The following is a 21490-nucleotide window of genomic DNA, read 5'->3' as shown; positions in this document are numbered from 1 at the left end:
GGCAGTATCTTCTTGATGTTCTCTATCCGGCTTTTCAGGTCGGTTATGACCAGCATATTAAGTTCGTCGTTGTAAGAAATGATGCCCTCGGACGACAAACGTTTTTCAATATACGGTCTGATCTTGCTGGGTGCAATGTATTTCAATTTGATGGCTTCGGTTTCCAACCTTAGAAAATTCATGCTGCCTGTTTCATCAAGTTTAAGCACCAATGAAGCCAGATCCTTTACCTTGAGCGGCTTATCAGTGATGATGATGGTATTGGTGGCGTCGTTCACGTGAACCGCCCCGTACCGAGAAAGCCTTGCCCTGATAAAGGGTTCGATCTCGGAAGCCTTGAGTTTTTTAAGGGTCACGATCTGGGTGATGGCATCGGTGCCGTTGTCGTCGCTGACATCGATCTTCAACTGCATGCTGCCGGTGGAAGCCGACTTGTCCTGGGCCATCAGGCTGGCAGAACAAAAGCACAAAATGACCAGCAGAATGTTAACGATTTTCACAGCCGCCCCCCTCTTTGTTATGATTGAATTATTCATGAATAAAAGCCTTCAGCGCAAAAAGATACTGAAGGCTTTTTCATTCGAGACCAAAATAGTTACTTTCCGCCTCCAAAAAGGTCCTGGGCGCTCAGCAGCTCATTGCCGCATTTTTCGCAGTACCAGTTGTCTGCCCGGTTATAGGCCGCGCACTTGGGGCATTTAAGCTCGCCCTCGTGGGATTCCTCCTCGGCCGGGGCTTCCGGTGCGGCTTCGGCCACAGGTTCTTCCGGAGACTGCAGGGCGGCCGGGAATTCGGGGGTCATGTCAAAAGCAGGCGGTTCCGGTGCCCGGGGCATAACTTCTTCCATGGCCGGCGCGGGCTGGGCCAGGGTTTCTCCAAAGCTGGAGCCCAAAATGCTGGCAAACTGCTTTTCCAGTTCGGCCATCTCGTTCATCGGGGGCTGCAACGCTTCCGGCAGTTCCTGGACAGGTTCGGGCGCAACAGGAACAGGCTCAGGCGGGGCCTGCATAACCGGTGGCGCCGGCGGAACCGGTCTGGCCGGGGGCTGGGGCTGTGGTGCCACCGGGACCGGCCGGGGCGCCGGAGGTCTTGGGGCCGGATGCGGCGGGGCTGCCACCGGCACAGGATTTAGCGGAACCGGGGCCGGCGCCGCAGGCATTGCCGGAGGTGCGGACGGTGTTACAGGCGCCTGGGGAGCTTTGGGCTTGACAAAACTGTTCAGTTTTTGGATCTTCTCGTTCAGGGCGGCCGCATTGTTTTCCATCTCGGCTTTTTGGGCCAGCAGGGCCTGTTCCTGGGCGGCCTTTTCCTCTTCGGTCACTTCGCCGATGATCACCCTCAGCTCCAGCTCTTCCAGGGTGTTGGATACTTCCTGCAACTGGGGAAGTATCTGTTCTTTTTCGGCCAAAGCCTGGTTCAATGCCTCCTCCAGCCCGGCGCCCTTTTCCTCCAGCAGGACCTGGAGCTCCAGCAGCTTGGCATCGTATTCGTTCCGCACCTTTTGGTATATCTCAGGTTTGGTGTTGGCCTTCTTCTCGTCGATCAGCCTGATCCTGTTGGTGAAAACATCGTAAAGCTTTTGCAGCTCCTCGATGCTTTCATTCCCGGTCAGAACTTCCTGTGCCATCTTTTTTGCTTTTCTAAATAATGATTAACTGGATAGTTTGAAGATCACCTGCTGCATCAAGGTCCTGGGATCCCCGGATCCCGACTTTAGTTTCAGTTCGGCGTTGAAAAGCCCGTTGAACAGGTCCCAGTACTCCCTCTCGGTCCTTTTCTGGGCGGCCGGTATGGCCATTTTCAAGGCGTAGGGATGGATCCTCATCTTTCGTCCCATTGCTTCCGGGGAAAGGCCCTGAGCCAGCATCAGCTTGACCCGCCACAGGGTGTTGAACTTGTGGTTGATTCCGGACAGCATCTTTACCGGGTCCTCCCCGGTCCTCAGCATTTTGTGGAAAAGGGCCAGGGATTGCTTCAGGTCCTTTTTGGCCAAAGCCTCGGCCAGCTCAAATCCCCCCACTTCGCTGGTGTCTCCGGCCAGCAATTTAATGTGTTCCGGTCTTATCTCCCGGTCCGCCCCGCCTTCCAGGTAGGCCGACAGTTTAAGCAGTTCCTGTTCCAAAAGCCCCAGGCTTGGTCCGGTTATCTGGATCAGCAGCTGGGCCGAAGCCAGGGATGTCTTGCAACCCAATTCCTTGGATCTCTGCATCACCCAATTGGCCAGGCTTTCGGATTTCAGGCAGTCAAAGGAGACGAAGACCGTGTTTTCCTGGAGATCCCGGTAAAATGCCGACTTGGCGTCAAGCTTGAACGAACTTAGGATCAGGCAGGTATCAGGAGACGGTTCCCGGCCAAGGTGTTCCAGCATTACTTTGCGGCTTTTGGGCGAAAGGGCATCGATATCCTTGACCACCAGCACTCGTTTTTCGGCGAAAATGCCCAGGCTTTGGGCCCGGTCGATGATCTCTTTGGCGTCGGTCTCGGAGCCGTAAACCACCTCCAGCCCATGTTCCACGCTGGCTCCCAGAAAGGCCCCGGCGATCTTTCTGATGTACAGACTTTTAAGATATTCTTCCTCGCCTACAAAACAGTAAGCCGGATGAATTTTAGACTTAAGTATATCGGCGTCTAAACTAGAAATAGTTGCCATAACATATTAGTTTACTAATTAATAAGGGATTTGTCAACAATATTTTGAAGTTAATTTGAATTTGCAGCCGGTATCCGTAAAAAAGCCCTGCCGTTTTACAGACAGGGCTTTTATTGTTTATCCTACCGTAGCACAGTGAACCTTCTGGTTAAATTTTTATCGCCGGCGGTTAAACGGTATACATACACGCCCGAGGATACCTTCCTCCCGTTCCCGTCAAAGCCGTCCCAGATGGCCGAATGGTTGCCGGCTTCCAGCATTCCGTTGGCCAGTGTCTTTACCCTCTGTCCCAGCACGTTGTAGATCTCCAGACTGGCTTTTTGATCCTCGGCCAGCCCAAACCGGAACTCCGCCGGGCCCTTGACCGGATTGGGGGCCACCTGGCCCAGGAAAAAGCGAAAGCCCTGCAGTCCCGGCTTCCCCTCCACCCCGGTCACCGTGGTGGTAAAGCTGACGAACGTGTCAGGTAGGCTGGCCAGCGGGTTGCCGACCAGGTCGGTTCCAGCTGTAACCACCACCGACATCAAAATATTTTGGCTGTAAAGGGAATCTGGCGTCATGGTCAAGGTGTCGCCTGCGGCATTCCAGGTAAGGGTAAAGTCGTGAGCCGGAAACGGATAACCGTCAACGGTCCCGGTGTCCATCGGCTCGGAGAAAGCTATTATTACAGGAGAGTCAAGCGCTACTCCTGTCGCTCCGTCGGCCGGTGAGGTGGATATAATATACGGCGGTACGGTATCAGACGGGGGAAAGAAGCTGGCGCTGTCACGGCCCAGGGAAAAATCGGAGAATGAGATGATCCCGGACAGCCTTATCGTATTGGCGGCCGTATCCCTGGCCGCAATCTGCGGAAGTGCCCAGGTACCATCATATTTGCCGGCCACCATGCCCCCCTCTTCCGCTGGAGTCAGCCCGGTGTTAAAATCATCGTCAAGGTAGGCAAACGTGATGGCACAGCTGTCAAAAGACACAGGCATCAGAGAATAAGGTCTGACTGTCCAATACCTCTTGAGCGTCTGGACCGGATCCGCCTGGGGCTGGGTCCCCTGGTTGACCTTGACCATCAGGGCCCCTTCGCCGTAGACGGTATCGAATTCCACCACTACCGGGCTGTAGCCGTTGCCAGTTCCCACCGGAAACATTTCAACCTTGTGCAGCGAGTCGAAGACGCTGTAGTAGTTGCCGATCACGTGGCCTGAATATCGGAAGGCCGTGTCCTTGACCCCCATGGAAAAGGCGCCGGTGCTGATGGTGCTGCCGTCAAGGTAAAGGTTGCGGGTGCACAGGATATCCTTGGTCAGGGTCAGGCTGGCCCCGTTCTCTATGTACAGGCTCCTCAGCCTGGTGTAATTCAACGGCGTGGCTTCGAAAAGTTCGGGTCCGCTGATGAAGGCCTGGGACCCGGTGTAGACCACGTTGATGGATCCGCCGTCATTTATGTGGGGCGCAACAGCTATCGTGCCCGAGTCCCGCAAGATGGTTCCGGGGGAGTGGATCCGGAGGTTTTTAACACTGTTGTCATAAAACCCCTTTCGGAGCTCGAGTTTCCGCACCCGCATCGGGAACCCGGGCACAAAGCCGGTGGAATTGTTGAGTATCAGGGTATCGACGTAGAGGCTGTCGGCCGACGTCCAATTGACGGCCCCTCCCTCGTTGATGGTGATAGTTTCCGAACCGTAGGTGGAGACCGAGCTGCAGACCAGGCTGTCCCCCAGGTTCAGGGTGCCTCCGTTGAGGGTAAGTGATGATTCGTAGCCTGCGATCACGCTCATATTGAAGTTCATCCCCGGCTGCAGGGTCACTGTCCCGGCGATGGTGATGTCGGCGTTGACCGAGGCGTTGGCCATGTCGCTGTTATTGAGGGAAAAGAAGGATGATGGCCCGAAGGTCAGAGCTGAACCTTCCCCGATCACAAAAGACATGCTGTCAAATCCGTTGCTGGTGAGCGCTGCACCGGTAAAGTGGAGCCCTATATCCTTCCCGATGGTCAGCGTCCGGGACTGGGTCCCCGGCCGGATCCGGCTGAGCTCGGTGGTCCCAAATCCGGAAATGGTGAGATCGTTGTAGAACTGCAGGCATAAGGTATCGGTCGGACCGCCCAATAATCCGTTATTAAGGATGGAGTCTCCGTACACATGCAGATAGCGCAGGCCAAGACTGTTGCTCCTAAGCACTCCCCCGTTATCGACCACAAGATTTTTGCATGAGTCGGGGCTGGCGGCAAAGGTGACTGTGTCTCCGGCCAAGATATGGACATTGTTGGCAGAACCGGGCTTGGCAGGCGTCGCCACCCAGCCGGTTCCGTTCCATGTTTCCCAGGTGGCCAGGATGCGCCAATTGCCGTTTTGTTTTGACCGGTAGTCGCCGGTGTCCTGGGCCAAGGCGGTATAGGCCAAAACAACCATCAACAGCAGTATAATTTTACAGGTTCTTTTCATTCAACATTCCTTATTTAACAGTAAAATGATTTATTGATTTATGTGTAATATTTGGCCCGGCCAAACGGTAATTGTTTGACCGCATTTCCAATGGAAGGCCAAGTTAGGAGGCTATTTGATCTCCATCCTGTAACCTTTTGGACCGCCGGGGGTGAATATCATCAAGCGGTCAATGTTTTCCTGAGCCGTCTGGTTTGACGGGTCCAGCTGCAACACCTTGTTAAAGGCCGTGAGGGCATCCTCCACCCTGTTCAAACCGGTATATATCCCGCCCAGGCCGATATAAATATTGGGATGCCTATCATCGTATCCCAGGGCCTTGATAAAATACGGCAGGGCCTCGGCATATTGCATATACTGGGCCAAATACATGCCCCGGTGATAAAGCATTTTGGGATAGTTCTTATAAAGCAGCCTTTCCCGGTCCGACAAAATCAAAGTATCAGAGGATTTGACCCTTTGGCAGAATAATGTATCAGCGTCAAAACTGACCACTACTCCCGGAAGCGTAAGCCGATACAACAAACCTTCGGGGACGCGTTCGTAGTTTTGGGCCAGATTCTGATAATCGTCCCCGAGGTCGGCCCTGGTCAGGTAGGCCGGCATATCATAATAATTGCGCAGCACCAGGGCGTTGAGCAGTTCAACATACCGGGATTGGATCTCAGCCGGGTCGTAGGCCTGGCCGTACTCAAAAAGATGCAGCTGCGGCAGAAAGGCTGCTATCTCCGGCCGGCAGGATTCATAGAATTCGGGATACTGCTTTTGCAGATAGCGGTAATACCAGCTACGGCGCAGCAGTTCCTTGTCGATGATCACCACATCGGGCCGGAGGCCCTGCTGGTGACGCAGATAAAGGCAGGGAGCATAGACATCCCAGTTGTCGGTCAGTATCACGGCATTGGGCCCGGCCGAGACCATGATGTCATTGGCAAAATCAACCGTAAAGTGATCCCGGCTTCGGTCTGCCTGTTTCCAGTTAAATGCTGGCACTGCCAATGCCAATGCCAAGGCCGCCCAACAGAATGCCCTTGAGGTTTTCAGTCCGATCCTGGCCGAGGCCAGCTCCGACAAGGCCTGCAACCCCATGGCGGCAGTGATGCTTAGCGCGGCCAAAGCCGGCAGGAAATAGGCGGCGATGTCCGGTATGCTGTAATTGATGCCGTAAAAGACCGAAGCCAGGGTGATCGCGGCCAAGGCCGCCAGCAGTCTCTTATTTTTGATGAACAGATGTATGAACCCGGGAACTGCCAGCCAGCTGAAGTATGCCCAGGGATGGGCAATGGCAATTTTCAGGAAGCGGATAAAATTATGCCAAAGTTCCGATAAGGAATTATTGAACATCCATACCCGGTACTGCCGGCCGGTGACGTGGTTTAGGAACCTTGACCAGTTTGACGGATCTCCCCAGTTCAACAGAGGATCATTGATCGAACGCAGGGGCAGATATAGATAGACTGAAAGTCCCAGAGCAAATAAAGAGACCGTCAAGGCCGGTCTTTTCCAATCTCTGAGAAACTGTTTGTCCAAAACTATCACTGCAACTCCGGGCAGGTACCATAACAGACTCAAGTGGTTTCCCAGGCCCAGCCCGGCCGTAAATGCGATCAGGAACAGAGCTTTGTAGTCGTTCTCTTTTTTGAATTTCAACGACAGCCAGAGCAGCATCATTCCCAGCAAGGATGTCAGTCCATAAACCTCCATGACCGTGGCCTGATCCCAGACCACCGGCGAGAAGGCCCATAAGAATATTCCGGCTATGGCCAATTCCGTCCGGACCCCCGAGTCCCGCAGTATCAGAAACAGAAACGCGGCCGAGCAGGCGCCGATCAAAGCGGATAATATGTTCAGCCTGAAGGCCAGGTCGCCCCAGAACATCAGGGTGACCCATATCTTTCCCAGCAAGGTGAAAAGCGGGTACCCGGTGGGATGGGCTATCCCCAAAGTATTTACCGCCAGGGACAGTTCCCCGGAATCGATGGGCCCGATGGTGGGGGCCGCCGTCAGGACATAGGCCGCCAGGACAACAAAAAAGACGAGCCAGGCCCCGGATCGCGGGCGGGTGCTCGTCATTATGAACCGTGATAAAAATTTGTTCATACTGAATGAATTGTCCGTTTTGAACTTACATTATGGTGCGCCTGACACGACTTGAACGTGTAACCTACGGCTTCGGAGGCCGACGCTCTATCCAATTGAGCTACAGGCGCACATATTAATTACATGGTCATAGTTTCAAGACTTAAGGATCGATCCGGGAAATTTTAAAATCATCAGTAAACAGTAATTATAACTTTACCGGTTGACTAAAGTCAAGTATTTAATCACAGCTCCATGCTTTGTCCGGGAACCGGCACTTCCACCTTGTGATCCAGGTCTTTCAGCCCTTGGGCAAAGATCAGGGACTGTTTTTCCTCGCCGTGGACCAAAATGAGCTGCCCGAATCCGTTCTTGGCCTGCCGAACGAAGCCCAGCAGTTCATCCTTGTCGGCGTGGGCCGAAAATCCGTTCAGCACCTCCACCTGGGCTTTCACCTGGTGCTCCTCGCCGAAGATCCGGACCGAAGGCCATTTGTCCACCAGCTTCTTGCCCAGGGTCCCCTCGGCCTGAAAGCCCACGATCAGAACCGCGTTCCTGGGATCTCCCACCGAGTTTCGCAGGTGGTGCAGGATCCGCCCGGCTTCGCACATTCCCGAGGCCGAGATGATGATGGCCGGCTCCTTCAAGAAGTTCAGTTTCTTGGAATCCTCGGCATTGGTGACGTAGGTCAGCCGACCGAAGCCGAAGGGATCATCGTGATTGGTGATCATGGCCCGGGTCTCGGCGTCAAAGCACTCGGGGTGCAGTTTAAAGATGCCGGTAACGTTGGTTGAAAGCGGGCTGTCCACGTAGATCGGCACCCGGGGAAGCGTGCCGGCCTCGAACATCTTGTGCAGTTCGTAAACCACCTCCTGGGTCCGCCCCACCGAAAAGGCTGGGATGATGACCTTGCCCCGCCGCTGGCAGACCTGGCGCACCAGGTCCTGGAGTTTCTGAATGCTTTGTTCTATGGGATTGTGCAGACGGTCGCCGTAGGTGCTTTCCATCATCAGGTAATCGGCCCCTTCCGGCTGATAGGGGTCGCGGATGATGGGCAGGCCCTTCCGCCCCAGGTCCCCGGTAAAGAAGAACCTCCTGGTCTTTCCGTTCTCGGTCAATTCCAGGTCCACCATGGCCGAACCCAGGATGTGCCCGGCGTCGTGAAACACTGCCTTGACCCCCGGCATGGGGCTGAAGGTTCTTTCGTAGGAATAGCTGACGAAGGAATCCAGGGCTTTTTCGGCGTCGACCATGGTGTACAGGGGCTCTTTTGGGGGAAGGCCGTCCCGCTTTCTCCTTTTGTTGACGAAGACTGTATCGGACTCTTGGATATGGGCCGAGTCGCGGAGCATCAGACCCAGCAGGTCACGGGTGGCCGCCGTCATGGAGATGTCCCCGGCAAAGCCCTGCTTGACCAGGGTCGGGATGTTGCCGCTGTGGTCCAGATGGGCGTGGGAAAGGATCATGGCGTCTATCTTGGCGGGGTCGAACGGCAGTTTCTGGTTCCTCTGTTCGCTCTCTTCCCTGCGTCCTTGATGGATCCCGCATTCCAGCAGGAGGTTCTTGCCGCCCACCTCTATCACATACATCGAGCCGGTAACGGTGCGGGCCGCCCCGTAAAAAGTGATCTTCATTTTGTTCCCATATCAATTCATAATTCAGCGTTAAGTAATTATACACCGTTATCAAAACTAATTCAACGATTTTAATACGCTTGACAGCCATGAATGGTTTTTGATACAATGCAAGCAACAATAAATCAAATAAATTGAGGACAAAATGGAAAACAACCCCCATCCCCAGCAGGTGAACATAGAGATAAACGAAAAAGAGGCCGAGGGCATATACTCCAACCTGGCCTTCATCTCCCACTCCCCATCGGAATTCGTGCTGGATTTTGCCCGGCTGCTGCCCGGGATCCCCAAGGCCAAGGTCTATGCCAGGATCGTGACCACCCCCCAGCATGTCAAATCGTTCATGGCAGCGCTGGAGGAGAACATCAAGAAATACGAGGCCCAGTTCGGGGCCATTAAGACCTTCGCTTCGGAGGGCAAGGAGATCGGCTTTAAGGTCGGAGATAAGTCATAAGATCGCTGATTTAACCAAGACAGGAGCGCCTCCGCTGAAGCTATGGCTCTTGAAGAAGGCCGGCATTGAAGCGTAAGCGGATTTACATGATTTACGGTTTTTTTTAATCGACCGTTACGTAACAGAAAAACCGCCTGATATTATATCGGGCGGTTTTTCTTATTACATGGAGCGGGTGATGGGAATCGAACCCACAATATTCAGCTTGGGAAGCTGACGTTCTACCACTGAACTACACCCGCAACGATACTGATTTTACAAGATTTGGGGAAATTTGTCAATCCTTTGGCGGTCTGGGGACTCAGATCAAGACTCCAACTGGGTTAACCACAGAAACACAGAACTATAGGAAACACGGAACGTTGCCGTTTGACTCTTTATTTCCCACTTCTCCCTTTCGATATTTCAGTGTTTCCGTGGTAAGGTAATTTTTGTATGGTTTACTATTGCTTCAGCAATTCTTCGATCTCCTTGGTCAAAAGCTGGTCCAGGTTATCCCGGTAGCCGATGTGGCGGTATCTGATGATGCCGGCTTTGTCGATCACAAAAGTGGTGGGGATCCCGGTAATCTGGTAGACCTTGTCTATGCCGTTGCCCATCATACCTCCCATCAGGACCGGGAAGCCATAGCCCTTCTGGCTCCAGAAAGATCTCACCATGTCCTTCTTGTCGGTTCCCTCCAGGTTCACGGCGAAGAACAGGACCTCTTTGTCCTGGCTGGCCAGAAAGGCCTTGTCCACCAGGGGCAAACTCAGCTTGCAGGGCTGGCACCAGGTGGCCCAAAAATCCAGCACCACCACCTTGCCCCGGTGGTCCGAAAGCTTGTGCATCTTTTCATCAAGGTCTGGCAGGCTGAATTCCGGAGCCGGCCTGCCGACCACCGTTGCGGCCGAGGTTGAATCAGCCTTGATCTCCTCCGCCGTCTTTTTATCCCGGGCCTTGGTCAAAAGATCCTCCAGGCCCTTTTTGCTTTTATACCGGGCAAGATAGACCGTTTCAAAATCGGCTTTGGCCTTCTGGGGATCCTCCACCTGCCCGGCTAAGGCATCGGCCAGATGGGTTACGGCTGAATCAAGCTGTCCGGTCTGGTAATAGGCCAGGCCGAGATGATATTCAATGGTGGGTTCGGGAATGTATCTAAAGGCTTCCAGCAATCGTTCCAAAGCCTTGAAATAATTTCCCTGCTGGTAATACACCCAGCCGTAGGTGTCCAGATAATTGCCGATGGTCTGGGACTTGGTCCTGTCCCAGCGTTCCTGGGGGACATCCCAGGGTTTGGCCTTGAAACCCTCCCGGGCCAGGTCAATCGATCTTTTGGAATAGGCCTCGGCCGAATCCAGATCGGTCTTGTTCTTGGCCAACTCGTAGGCCAGGTTGTTCAGCAGATTGTGGTCTTTGGGATCGATCGCTATCGCGGACTTGAAGCCTTCAGCCATCTCCGGCCCCTGGCCCAGCTGGGAATGGTTCTGGGCAATGATGACATACAACCCTTTTTGGACATTCTTGTCCAGCCAGGCGGTGTTTTTCAGGAATCCTTTGGCCAGCTCAATCCGTTTGCCCGGGTCGCCCTCGGCCTCCAGCTGCTCGGACATCTTCATCAGCTTGCTCTGGCGGTCAAACCAGATCATGGATGAGCCGATGGCCGCGGCCAGGCTCAGGCCCATCATCAGTTTCAAAAGGAAAGGAACTTGCTTCATTACTTCTCCTTACTATCCGCAGATCAATGAAGATAAATTAAAAAAATATTTCGCGCCATTTCGTGTTTTTAGTGGGCAAGGTTCGTAAGTATCTGTTTTACTTGCCAGCCTTGAATTCCTTGGCCGCCCGGATGAACTCCCTAAAAAGCGGGTGGGCCCGCATCGGCCGGGACTTGAACTCTGGATGGAACTGGCAGCCCACGAACCAGGGGTGCCCTTCGGCCTCCATCATCTCCATCAGCATCCCGTCAGGGGATTTGCCGGAGAAGACTATGCCCTTCTCTTCCAGCCGGCCGATGTAGTCGTTGTTGACCTCGTAGCGGTGCCGGTGGCGCTCGGAGATCTCCTCCTGGCCGTAGGCCGCAAACGCCTTGGTGCCGGTCTTTAACCGGCAGGGATAGGCCCCCAGCCTCATGGTCCCGCCCATGTTCTTAACCTGGCGCTGTTCCGGCAAAAAGTCTATCACCGGGTCCTGGCAGTCCTTGACGAACTCGGTGGAATTGGCATTGCGCAGGCCGCAGAGGTTCCGGGTGGCCTCGATCACCGCCACCTGCATCCCCAGGCAGATCCCGAAATAGGGCACTTTGTTCTCCCGGGCGTATTTGGCGCAGAGGATCTTGCCCTCCACCCCCCGCTCGCCGAAACCGGGGCAGACCAGCAGTCCTTGGCAGTCTTTTAGCCGCTCGGCCAGGTTGCCCGGATTCAGGGCTTCGGTGTCTATCCAGTCCAGTTTTACCTTGACCTGGTTGTGTATCCCGGCGTGAAGCAGGGATTCGATGATGCTTTTGTAGGCGTCGTGCAGGTCCACGTACTTGCCGCAGATGCCGACGGTCAGCTCGCCTTTGGGCTCCTTCAGGTTCTTCAGCATGTTCAGCCACTCGCTGATGTCCGGCTTGTGGAAGCCCACCCCCAGTTTGTGGGCCACTATCTCATCCAGGCCGTCCTGGTGGAAGTGCTGCGGTATCTCGTAGATGCTCTCCACGTCTATGGCCTCGATCACCTCTTCGGCCATCACGTTGCAGAACAGGCCGATCTTTTCCTTGATGTCCTTGTCCAGCGGTTTTTCAGAACGACAGATGATGATGTCGGGCTGGATGCCGATCTCCCGCAGCTTGTTGACCGAATGCTGGGTGGGCTTGGTCTTGAGCTCGCCCGAGGCGTGGATGTAGGGCACCAGGGTCAGGTGGATGTAACAGCAGTTCTCCCTCCCCGCCTCCAGCCGGAACTGGCGGATGGCCTCCAGGAACGGCAGGCCCTCGATGTCGCCCACCGTGCCGCCGATCTCGGTGATCAGCACGTCCACGTCGGGATTGTCGGCCAGCTTCAGCAGCCGGGCCTTGATCTCGTTGGTAACGTGGGGCACCACCTGGACGGTCTTGCCCAGGTAATCTCCCCGTCGCTCCTTGGTGATCACGGTCTCGTAGACCTGCCCGGCGGTCAGGTTGTTCTCCTTCTTAAGCGGCCGGTCTATGAACCTCTCGTAGTGCCCCAGGTCCAGGTCGGTCTCGGCCCCGTCGTCGGTGACGAAAACCTCGCCGTGCTGGAACGGGCTCATGGTGCCGGGATCCACGTTGAGGTAGGGATCGAACTTCTGGATGTTGACCTTAAGCCCCCGGGCCTTTAACAGATAGCCCAAGCTGGCAGAGGCAATTCCCTTGCCCAGCGAGCTGACCACCCCCCCGGTGACGAAAATGAACTTGACCTTGCGTTTCATGTATCTCCGATATGATTATTTAAAACAAGCGCTAAGTTTACCTTAAATTAGAAATTCTGTCAATGGAATATTGGTAAGGCAAATTTAATATTGTAAATAGCTCTGCTCTTCAATTCCCAACAAGCACAACGCGTCCATCCTTATCAATAGTTGCCCATACTAAGTCTTCGCCTCGTTTAAAATATATATAGGATACAAAATCGCCCTTTTTTAATATCTCACCTTTTGCTATACTATTTTCTACTTGTTCTGCTGTAATTCCCCTTTCCTTCATTATATCTATTGATATACCAGAATACATTCTTTGGCCAATCATTTTAGGTATACTCGGTTGAAATTGCCCGATTTTGACTTTATCAATATAATCTTTGCTAAATGTAACAGTAAATAAACTATCCTGGGCATTAGCTAAATCAACAGGTTTTATACCGGATATATAAACCTGTATAACATCTACAAGCAATATATCCGGAAAACCATCTTTTATTCTATTAAATTCTTTATACCACCCTACCGCCAAGCCGTCTTTCGTGAAAATATAATTCATTTTGGGATCCTGTATCATCAACCATTCTTCAGCTTCCAGCTGTGAACAAAAATGCTGCTGCCCTTCTTCAATAACAATATGGACATCACTTCTACCACCTGGGCTGTATGCACCATAGTTACCAAACCAACGGCCTTCCCGATAGGTCATTTTTGTTTGGTCTACATTGCCATCCCAAAAGAATTTTCGAGTTAGGTTGCCCAAAGCCTCAATACGTATGACCCCAGTTTTATTTTTAATACTTATTGACATTCCTTCGCTCATGACCATTTCATTGCCATGTGGTATATACCACAACATCGTGAACGGCATACAACCCATAACAAGGAAAGATAAACAGAGAAAACTAACTATTCGTTTCATGTTTTTTACCTTTTATAATTAATTTTAGATTTTCTAAATTTGCTTATTGCTCCACCATCGTCTTCACTTCCAGCCTGCTCCCGTCTGTCTTCATTTCGTTATAGCGATACCGTGAACGGTATCGCTACTAATCATCAAGGCTCCTTGGAGCCTAATAATAGGCAGCACCATCGGACTTGATGGATCGTAGCGATAATTATTTTTTGTAATACCAAACGTAGACCAATCCGTCATGATATGTATGCAAGCCGTCTTTTGTTTTCTTATATAATAAGGTATCCCCATTTACAAATATTATTTTATCTTTGTTTATAGTACCTTTTAGAGGTGCAATATAAGGTTCATAAACGACCAATGTTATTTTATCATTTTCTATCTGTAACTCTTGGTCTTGTTCTCCAATTGTATTTGACTCAGTTCCCTTATAAGCATAATCTAAAAGGTATGTTCCGTTTTTTATTTTTGATGAACAACCAGTAACAATCAGTATTGTTACCAAATAGAACCATAATAACTGTTTCATTGTCCCCTCAAATAAGTTTTAAATGTAAACCAGTTAATTAAATTTGATTATTATTGATTGCTGTGCACATATATCTCATCACTCTACCATCGTCCTCACTTCCAGCCTGCTCCCGTCCGTCTCCATTTCGTTATAGCGATACCGTGAACGGTATCGCTACTGATCATCAAGGCTCATTGGAGCCTAATACCAGGCCACACTAGTGGTCTTGATGGCTTGTAGCGATAGACTTCAGGCTATCGCTGATTTTCCGGAATTTCAAAATCCTTTTGTGTCGTACCATTGTGGTGATGCTGTTTTTGTTCGTTGACATATTTTGTTAACGCCGGTAAATCTTGTTTTCTAAAGGTAAAAACACCGTAACCATTTTGCCAATAAAGCTTTTTCTTCCCATCAAAATGTTTATTGACATCATGCGAAGAACTTCCTTTAAGAAGGTTCACCGATTCCCAAACGGCCTGTGCCGGTTGCAATAATAGCAAAACGTGAATATGATTTTCAATGCCGTTGATCGCCAGCAGGCGGTATCCCTCCTGTTTACATTTCTGCCCAATGCAAGAGAACAGAAAACACTCGACCTCGGCATCGATGTATGGTTTATCCTCCTTGGTATGCCAGGTCAGGTGGTAATATAACTCGGAATAGACTTTGGGCATATTATAATCTCATATATAGCGATACCGTGAACGATATCGCTACTAATCAGCAAGGCTTTTATCAAAGCCTATGGTTAGGCCGCTTCAGCGGACTTGATGGCTTGTAGCGATAGACTTCAGGCTATCGCTGGTGATGTTTAGCATTTCCTTTATCCACGATACCGTGAACGATATCGCTATTAATCATCAAGGCTTTTATCAAAGCCTATGGTTAGGCCGCTTCAGCGGACTTGATGAATTGTAGCGATAGTCTTAAGGCTATCGCTCATTATAAGAATTATATCACACCACCATGACAAAAAGACTCCTCACTCCACCATCGTCCTCACAACCAGACTGCTCCCGTCCGTCTCCATCTCTATCGCCCCCTGCTCGTCCGTCCGGTAAATTGCCGCTCCGGCCGCCCGGTATCCCTGCACCACCTCCGGCGAAGGGTGCCCGAACCGGTTGTTCTGGCCCACCTGAAAAACAGCCATTTCAGGGTTGATGGCCTTGATCACTGCCGGCGAGTTGTTGATGTGCGAGCCGTGGTGCGGGACCTTAAGCACCGTGCATTTGGGCAAAAGGCCCCTGGCATACAGGGTGTCCTCCAACTGCGGGCCCATGTCCCCGGTGAACAGGAAAGACTTCTGACCGTATAGGATGAAACAAACTATGGAAGACTCGTTGGCGTCCGCGGCAGAGTCCCTCTGGCAGAAGACGAAACCCCGGGCGGGAGATATGCCGGACAAGGTGTCGTAGCCCCACAGGGTATCTATGTCGGTCTTTGTCTTCAAAGCCGTCTCCATGGCCGCCAGGAACAGTGGCTGGTCGCACTGGTGGCCGGAGATCATCAGTTTTTTGACCTTTACATGGGACAAAAGATAGGAAAAGCCTCCAGCGTGGTCGGCGTCACCATGAGTAATGATGGCCAGATCAATGCGGTCAAGACCATGGTACTTCAGGAACGGGAATATGGTCCGCTGTCCGGAGTCGAACTTCTCCTGGCTGGGTCCGGCGTCTATCAGCATGGTCTTGCCATTGGGGAACTGGATGAAAGCAGCATCTCCCTGCCCCACATCAAGGAATGTTACCTTCAATTTATCATCAGTTGCGAATGTCTTGGCCCAGACAAAAACGTTTAAAACAACCAGCAAAAATACAATAATTATATATCGTATCTTCTTTATCTTATTATAGTTAAAAACAATAATTAAAGCGACAGTATATATTAAAGTTTGACTTAAATCAGGCCTGGGCCAGGTTATTACACCGAATTTGACCGTGTCGAACAGCTCCACCGACCTCAAAGATATCCAGCTGGCGGCGTAGGCTGAGGCAGCCAGCGGCCAGACCACCAGATTGCCCAAAGGATGCAGCATGGCCATCAACAGTCCCAGGGCTAAAAGCAGGTTGGTGGTCGGCACCACCACCAGGTTGGCCAAAAGCGATATGGTCGGGATCTTGTGGAAATGGTAGGCCAGAAACGGGGCGGTGAAGATCTGGGCGGCCAGGGAGACCGCCAGGGGCAGCAGCAGCCATTCGCGCAGGACTTCGTTCTCCGTTATCCTGAACAGCTGGTTCTGGATGGGGCGGGTAACGGCCAGTATCCCGGCGGTGGCGGCGAAGGAAAGCTGGAAACCCACGTCAAAAAGCGACTGGGGCCAGAAGAACAGGATCAGCAGACCGGCCAGGCCCAGCATGTTCAGGCCGTTCCCCTGCCGCTCGAACATCCCTCCCATCAGCACCGCCACGGCCATGATGGTTGCCCGAACTATGGAAGGCGGCGATCCGGTCAAAAGGGTGTAAAACACCAGCCCGAAGCAGGTCCCCAAAGCCGCCCAGCGCCGGGGAACCCGGAAAATCCTCAGGATCAGGAACAGGATGAAGGCCACCAGCACCACATGCAGACCCGAGACCGCCAGCACATGGGTGGTGCCGGTATTGGAAAAGGCCTCCTGCACCCTGGCCGAAAGGCCGCTGCGCTCGCCCAGGGCCAGGCCCAACAGCAAGGCCGCCTCGTCGCCCTGCAGGAATTTGTCCGCCAACCCCCGGATATACTGCCGGGCCGGGATCACGATCTTTGACATCAGCCAACCGCCCCGGCCGGTCTCTGCCAGCTTTATGTGCTCCAGGCTGAGTGAACCCCGGACCTCGCTGCGGTCCAGGTAAGCCCGGTAGTCGAACCCGCCGGGATTGCGTCTTTGCGGGAGCAGGTTCCATACCCCCTGCACCAGGAGCATTTCACCATAATGCGGGATGTGTTCCGGGTCGGCTCCTGCCCTGGCCAGCAGCTTGAAACCGGCAGGTTGCCAGACATCGCTGCTGTCCAGATAGGAAAGCACCTGCGCAGTGAAGCGGTACCGGCCTTCATTTGATTGCGGCTCGGAAACCACCTGAACCATGGCTATCTGCGGCCTTCCCTCCTGCCACTGGCAGTCCTTTACGGCGGTCCTGATCTGATATCCTAGATATCCGGCGGCAATGACCAGCAGTGCCAGCCAAACCTGCGATATCATGTCTTGGGAACTAAAAACAAACGTGAGCAGCAGAAAGATCAGGGCCACCGGGACGGCAAAAACAATCGGGACACTAACCGCCGTAGCGGCCAGTATCCCGAGGGAAAACAATAAAAACATTTTCAGGGCCGGAGTTCTGTCCATCAAAACACCGTTTTAAACGTAAGAGATTCTCTGTTTCTCCGGCTTCTTTAGCTTTGACGGTATAGGCTTGGGTTTGGGCGAGGCATCCATCTCAGGCGAAGGCATTTCTTCCTGGGGACGGGCGGGCGGCTGGGGAACATACGCCGGAGCGGCAGGCTGCGGCCGGGAAACCGGCGCGGCAGCCGGAGGATGCATCTGAGGCTGGGGCTGGGCTATGCTGGGCCGGGGCGGAGCCATCGGCTGGGGTGCCGGCTGGGAAGGCTGTTGAAACTGGGGCTGGGGTGCAGCCGGCGCAGGACGGGGCATGGCGGCCGGAGCTGCGGGTCTTGGCGGCAGAGAAGCAGGCTGGGGCTGAAGCGGAGCCTGGGTTGTTGGCTGGATTGTTTGTTGGGGCGCTGGCTGCGGAGCTGGCTGGGCCGCCGGGCGGGGCGGCGGAGGCGCCGGTACGGGAGCCCGGGCTGGCTGAGCCGGAGCTGGTTTCGGGGCCGGGGATGCCGCGGCCGGCTTTAGCTGTTGAAGTTTTTGGGCTACGTCTTTGAATGAAACATCGGTTGAATATATTTCTTCGTAGGCCTTGACGGCATTTTCTATTTCGCCCACGTTCTCGTATGACTGGGCCAGATTATAACGCAGGCCCATATAAGCCTCTTCCTCAAAACCGGGTGTGGCCAGACCGCGCTCCATCTGGCGGATGGCGAACTTGTATTCCCCCCGTTCCATGAAACAGATGCCCAGCATCTCAAAGGACTTGAGCCTCTCCTTGTCTCCCTTGGATGATATCTGGAATTCGGCAATGGCTTCCTGCACCAGTCCCATCTCCTTGTAGGCGATGCCCAGGTCGTAGTGCCCCTGGAAATCTTCCTGCTTGATGCTCTGGTAGACACCCTCCTTGAACTCGGCCAGGATGTCGTTCAGGGAAAGGTACTCCTCCTGGGCCTGTGGGGCCTGGGACTGGTCGTCGTCGGCCACGCTGAACTTGACCCGCGACTGCCGGCCCCCTTCCACCATCTCCCGTCCCCAGTGGACATTGTCGTCCTGGGGGGGCTGGCCGCCCTGGGGTTCGGAGGTCAGATGGCTGTGTTCTTCTTCTTGTTCCTCCGCCGGCTGGGAATGCATGAAGCCTTGATCGGCCGGACCGGTTCCCGGCTCCTGAACCGGCATTTGCCAGCTGGGGGTTTCGGAAACAGCCGGTTCCATCTGCGGCGGTGTGGCTGGCTGAATGGATGAAAAATCAAAACCGGTGGCTGCGGCCGGGGCGGGCTCCGGCTCAGGCGGTTGAATGGTTATCGAAGGCGGCTGGATATTTATGGACGGCGCTGGCGGAGCAATTGGTTTTGGCGGCGCCTTGGGTTCGGGCTGGGCCTGGAAGCTCGGCGTATCCATTGAACCTTCGGGCATCTCCGGCAGCAGCAGGGAAAGGCTTTCCAGGGCGGTCTCGTTGACCGGGTCTATCTCCAGCACCTTCTGATAGACAGCGGCCGCCTGTTCCTTGAGCTCCCGGCGGTAAAGGCACTCGGCCAGACCCAGATAGGCGTCCACCATGGCTTCGGGCTGGTTGGCCTGCAGGGAGATCTCCACCAGCTTCTGCCGGCTTCTCAGCTCCAGCGGCTGCAGTTCGGCGATCTTCTTGTAAATGGCAATGGACTTGGTGATGTTGCCGTCGTTCAGGTAGCCGTTGGCGGCGGTATGATACTGGTCCAGGGCCTCCTGGGTGGAGCCGATCTCCACCAGCAGGTCCCCCAGTTCCACGTTGGTTCCCCAGTCCTGTTTGGGCGGTTCAGGCGCGGCCGGTTTCTCGGGCTCCCGCTGGATCGACAGGGCGGGAATCTCCATGGCCGGTTTTTCCCGCTGGGGCGGTACCTCCAGCTGGATCTCGGGGTTGGCATGATGGGTCAGCTCGTCTATCACCTGCTGGGGATTTATCGCGGGCGCCGGGGCAGGAGCAATCGCAGCCTGCGCCGGTGCGGATGTTTCGCCCTTCATGCTGCGGACCTTGGCGTCGATGGCCTCGGCCTCGATCATCCGGCCGTTCTCCCGGTAGGCCTGGGCCAGCTTGGTGAACTCCTCAATGGCCTCGGGCACCCGCTTCTGGGAAAGATACATGTCGGCCAGCTTGGAGCGGATGGCCAGGTTCTGGGGATTGAGTTCCACTATCTGGTGGTATACCGGGAAAGCCAGGTCGGGCTTGCCTTCCTTGATCTTGCGTTCCGAGTACTCCAGCAGGTTGGTGATGGCTTCGTTGATCAGGCCCTGCTGGATGTACAGATCGCCCAGCATCTTGTATATTTCGGGATCATCCTTCCGGCTGCGGAGGATCTTCTTGCAGACTGCGATGGCGTTGTTGTACAGGGCATCGTTGCCGTATCCCTTGGCGGCTTCCATGTAATTGGTGACCGCCTCGTCGATGTTGTTGAGCTTGACGAAGGCGTCCCCGATGAAATTGTACACGCTGGCGTTGCCGGGCTCCAGCTCCAACACCTTCTTGTACTCCAGCACCGCCTTGGCATAATCTCCCTTTTGGAAGAACTCGGCGGCCTTGGTCCTTATTTGATCAACTTTTGCCACTTAATTTCAATATATTGGAAGATTTATTGTTTGCATTAAAACTTTACAAATAGCCATAAAGTCACAAAGACACCAAATTCGTAAATTGTTAACTATCAGTTATTTTTTGTGCCTTGGTGTCTTGGTGGCCGGAAAAATCGCGTTAGAACTGGTAATCGCTGCCCGCCGTTGTTTCACTGGCCGGGGCCTGTTCCTCATGTCCCCGGTCGATCCCCAGGTTATAGACCACCGTCTGGACCACCGAGGCGTCCAGCATGTCCTTTTCCAAAAGATATCCCTCTATCAGGCAGTTGTCGCAGATGGCGTTGATCAACCGGGGATGGCCCTGGGAATAACGGGCGATCAGCTCGTAAGCCGTTTCGGTGAAAAGCTCCTCCTCCCGCCCGGCGATCACCAGCCGGTGCTGGACATATTCCTTGATGGCGGCCTCGTCCAAGGCGTCCAGGTAATATTTTACGGCCACCCTCTGGTTAAGCGAAGAGTCCACCAAAAGATTCTGCTCGATCTCGGCCATGCCGAACAGGATGAAGGTTATCAGCCGGACATCCGAGAGCTCCAGGTTCAGCAGTCCCCGCACTTCCTCCAAAATGGCCTGGCCCCGCAGCAGATTGGCCTCGTCTATCAGGATCACCGGCTTGCGGCCTTCGGCGTGGATTTCCATCAGCCGCCGGGCCACCGCCGAAGAGACCTGGGTCTTGTCCTCGGAAAGTTCCTTGACCCCCAGCAGCGATCCGATCCGGCGCAGGAACCAGATGGGGCTGAACTCGGCGTGGGTCAGGATCAGGAGCGAAGTTTCAAACCTTCCGTCCTCGCGCAGGATGTCCAGCAGACGGCGGGCCAGCATGGTCTTGCCCGAGCCCACTTCCCCGATCAGCACCCCCAGGCCCCTCATCCGCTCGGCCACGTGGGCCAGCCGCATGATGGCGTTGCTGTGCTGGGGACTGTCATAATAGAACCGGCTGTCGGGCACGTTGGAAAAAGGATCTGCGCTCAGTTTGAAAAAACGTTCGTAATCCATGGAACTCCTTAAAAGCTTTACAAAAATGAAAGCCCCTGTTGGTTGGACCCCAAGTAAGGTTCGTCATCCTGTGTTTTGGCCGGGGCCGGCCGGAGTGTTTTATCTGGTTCTGTTTTGGGAGCCAAACTGGGCGGCTGGTCCATTATCACTTCCACCGTGCCGTCCCCGAAAGTCTCCTCGGCCTGAACCTCTTCGTCCAAACCGGCTATTTCCGGTTCCAGGGTTTCTTCCGCCTGGGCCTGAAAAGCCGTCAACTCCTGGTATTCCTCTTCCAGTCCGGCTTCTTCTATTGTCGTTTCCGGTTCTGGTTGGGTGTGTTCTTTTATTATGGCAGGCTCTTCTTCTAAGACGTTCGGTTCTTCCTGTTCAATCAACGGTGGACCAGTTTCTGTTATTATTTCTGTCACCGGCACAGCTTCGGGCGGCAACTGTGATGGCTGGTTCTTTGGCTGAGCCTGGGCGTTCTTCTCCAGCAGGTTCCGCATCCTTTGGGCCACGTCCTTGTAGTTG

16 protein-coding genes and 2 tRNA genes are annotated in these 21490 nt (G+C 53.8%); 1 reads left to right on the top strand and 17 read right to left on the bottom strand.

The features are described 5' to 3' along the window. From Q7U71_11070 to Q7U71_11040, 7 genes are all read right to left on the bottom strand, one after another. The coding region (locus Q7U71_11070) for a hypothetical protein (GenBank protein ID MDO9392296.1) at positions 1–500 on the bottom strand (500 nt) is incomplete at its 3' end. A gap of 95 nt (positions 501–595) precedes the next feature. Beyond that, positions 596–1627 (bottom strand): hypothetical protein, encoded by a 1032-nt coding sequence (locus Q7U71_11065; protein ID MDO9392295.1) that lies wholly within the window; start codon positions 1625–1627, stop codon positions 596–598. 24 nt (positions 1628–1651) lie between these two features. Then, on the bottom strand, positions 1652–2650 hold the full coding sequence (holA, locus tag Q7U71_11060; protein MDO9392294.1) for a DNA polymerase III subunit delta: 999 nt from the start codon (positions 2648–2650) through the stop codon (positions 1652–1654). A gap of 122 nt (positions 2651–2772) precedes the next feature. Then, complete coding sequence (locus Q7U71_11055; GenBank protein MDO9392293.1) at positions 2773–5088, bottom strand: Ig-like domain-containing protein; 2316 nt, start codon at positions 5086–5088, stop codon at positions 2773–2775. A gap of 111 nt (positions 5089–5199) precedes the next feature. Then, the gene (locus Q7U71_11050; protein ID MDO9392292.1) at positions 5200–7161 is read right to left on the bottom strand and encodes a DUF2723 domain-containing protein; all 1962 of its coding nucleotides are present in this window, start codon (positions 7159–7161) and stop codon (positions 5200–5202) included. A 60-nt stretch (positions 7162–7221) separates the two neighbouring features. After that, positions 7222–7298: transfer RNA gene (locus tag Q7U71_11045), tRNA-Arg, on the bottom strand. A gap of 114 nt (positions 7299–7412) precedes the next feature. After that, on the bottom strand, positions 7413–8801 hold the full coding sequence (locus Q7U71_11040) for an MBL fold metallo-hydrolase (GenBank protein MDO9392291.1): 1389 nt from the start codon (positions 8799–8801) through the stop codon (positions 7413–7415). A 145-nt stretch (positions 8802–8946) separates the two neighbouring features. Between Q7U71_11040 and Q7U71_11035 the strand changes: the two genes are divergently transcribed. Then, entirely contained in the window at positions 8947–9255 is a 309-nt protein-coding gene (locus Q7U71_11035; protein MDO9392290.1) for a DUF3467 domain-containing protein, read from the top strand. A 167-nt stretch (positions 9256–9422) separates the two neighbouring features. On the opposite strand, the gene Q7U71_11030 is transcribed toward Q7U71_11035, so the two are convergent. From Q7U71_11030 to Q7U71_10985, 10 genes are all read right to left on the bottom strand, one after another. After that, positions 9423–9497, bottom strand: a tRNA-Gly gene (locus Q7U71_11030). Positions 9498–9698: 201 nt separating this feature from the next. After that, positions 9699–10952 carry a redoxin domain-containing protein gene (locus Q7U71_11025; protein ID MDO9392289.1) on the bottom strand — a complete coding sequence of 418 codons (1254 nt, stop codon included), beginning with the start codon at positions 10950–10952 and terminating at the stop codon, positions 9699–9701. Positions 10953–11049: 97 nt separating this feature from the next. Beyond that, on the bottom strand, positions 11050–12666 hold the full coding sequence (locus tag Q7U71_11020) for a CTP synthase (GenBank protein MDO9392288.1): 1617 nt from the start codon (positions 12664–12666) through the stop codon (positions 11050–11052). A gap of 109 nt (positions 12667–12775) precedes the next feature. After that, on the bottom strand, positions 12776–13576 hold the full coding sequence (locus tag Q7U71_11015; GenBank protein ID MDO9392287.1) for a DUF4258 domain-containing protein: 801 nt from the start codon (positions 13574–13576) through the stop codon (positions 12776–12778). 196 nt (positions 13577–13772) lie between these two features. Next, entirely contained in the window at positions 13773–14099 is a 327-nt protein-coding gene (locus Q7U71_11010; GenBank protein MDO9392286.1) for a hypothetical protein, read from the bottom strand. A gap of 236 nt (positions 14100–14335) precedes the next feature. Next, positions 14336–14755, bottom strand: coding sequence for an IS200/IS605 family transposase (tnpA, locus tag Q7U71_11005; GenBank protein MDO9392285.1), 420 nt, complete (start codon positions 14753–14755; stop codon positions 14336–14338). Positions 14756–15063: 308 nt separating this feature from the next. After that, complete coding sequence (locus Q7U71_11000) at positions 15064–17397, bottom strand: DNA internalization-related competence protein ComEC/Rec2 (protein MDO9392284.1); 2334 nt, start codon at positions 17395–17397, stop codon at positions 15064–15066. 12 nt (positions 17398–17409) lie between these two features. Beyond that, a complete protein-coding gene (locus Q7U71_10995) occupies positions 17410–19962 on the bottom strand; it encodes a tetratricopeptide repeat protein (protein ID MDO9392283.1) in 2553 nt (850 codons plus the stop codon). Between the two features lie 142 nt (positions 19963–20104). Continuing rightward, complete coding sequence (locus Q7U71_10990) at positions 20105–20980, bottom strand: AAA family ATPase (protein MDO9392282.1); 876 nt, start codon at positions 20978–20980, stop codon at positions 20105–20107. A gap of 17 nt (positions 20981–20997) precedes the next feature. Continuing rightward, positions 20998–21490, bottom strand: a 493-nt coding sequence (locus Q7U71_10985) for a hypothetical protein (protein MDO9392281.1), incomplete at its 5' end; no start/stop codon positions are given.

The sequence above is a fragment of the bacterium genome, from assembly GCA_030655055.1.
GTDB lineage: Bacteria > Edwardsbacteria > AC1 > AC1 > EtOH8 > UBA5202.
Note: the sequence above shows the minus strand (reverse complement) of the source record. Positions and strands in the feature narration are given on the sequence as shown.

Coding starts and splice junctions, on each gene's coding strand:
- Q7U71_11065 (MDO9392295.1), bottom strand. CDS start 1,627: ATGGCACAGGAAGTTCTGACCGGGAATGAAAGCATCGAGGAGCTGCAA.
- holA (MDO9392294.1), bottom strand. CDS start 2,650: ATGGCAACTATTTCTAGTTTAGACGCCGATATACTTAAGTCTAAAATT.
- Q7U71_11055 (MDO9392293.1), bottom strand. CDS start 5,088: ATGAAAAGAACCTGTAAAATTATACTGCTGTTGATGGTTGTTTTGGCC.
- Q7U71_11050 (MDO9392292.1), bottom strand. CDS start 7,161: ATGACGAGCACCCGCCCGCGATCCGGGGCCTGGCTCGTCTTTTTTGTT.
- Q7U71_11040 (MDO9392291.1), bottom strand. CDS start 8,801: ATGAAGATCACTTTTTACGGGGCGGCCCGCACCGTTACCGGCTCGATG.
- Q7U71_11035 (MDO9392290.1), top strand. CDS start 8,947: ATGGAAAACAACCCCCATCCCCAGCAGGTGAACATAGAGATAAACGAA.
- Q7U71_11025 (MDO9392289.1), bottom strand. CDS start 10,952: ATGAAGCAAGTTCCTTTCCTTTTGAAACTGATGATGGGCCTGAGCCTG.
- Q7U71_11020 (MDO9392288.1), bottom strand. CDS start 12,666: ATGAAACGCAAGGTCAAGTTCATTTTCGTCACCGGGGGGGTGGTCAGC.
- Q7U71_11015 (MDO9392287.1), bottom strand. CDS start 13,576: ATGAAACGAATAGTTAGTTTTCTCTGTTTATCTTTCCTTGTTATGGGT.
- Q7U71_11010 (MDO9392286.1), bottom strand. CDS start 14,099: ATGAAACAGTTATTATGGTTCTATTTGGTAACAATACTGATTGTTACT.
- tnpA (MDO9392285.1), bottom strand. CDS start 14,755: ATGCCCAAAGTCTATTCCGAGTTATATTACCACCTGACCTGGCATACC.
- Q7U71_11000 (MDO9392284.1), bottom strand. CDS start 17,397: ATGGACAGAACTCCGGCCCTGAAAATGTTTTTATTGTTTTCCCTCGGG.
- Q7U71_10990 (MDO9392282.1), bottom strand. CDS start 20,980: ATGGATTACGAACGTTTTTTCAAACTGAGCGCAGATCCTTTTTCCAAC.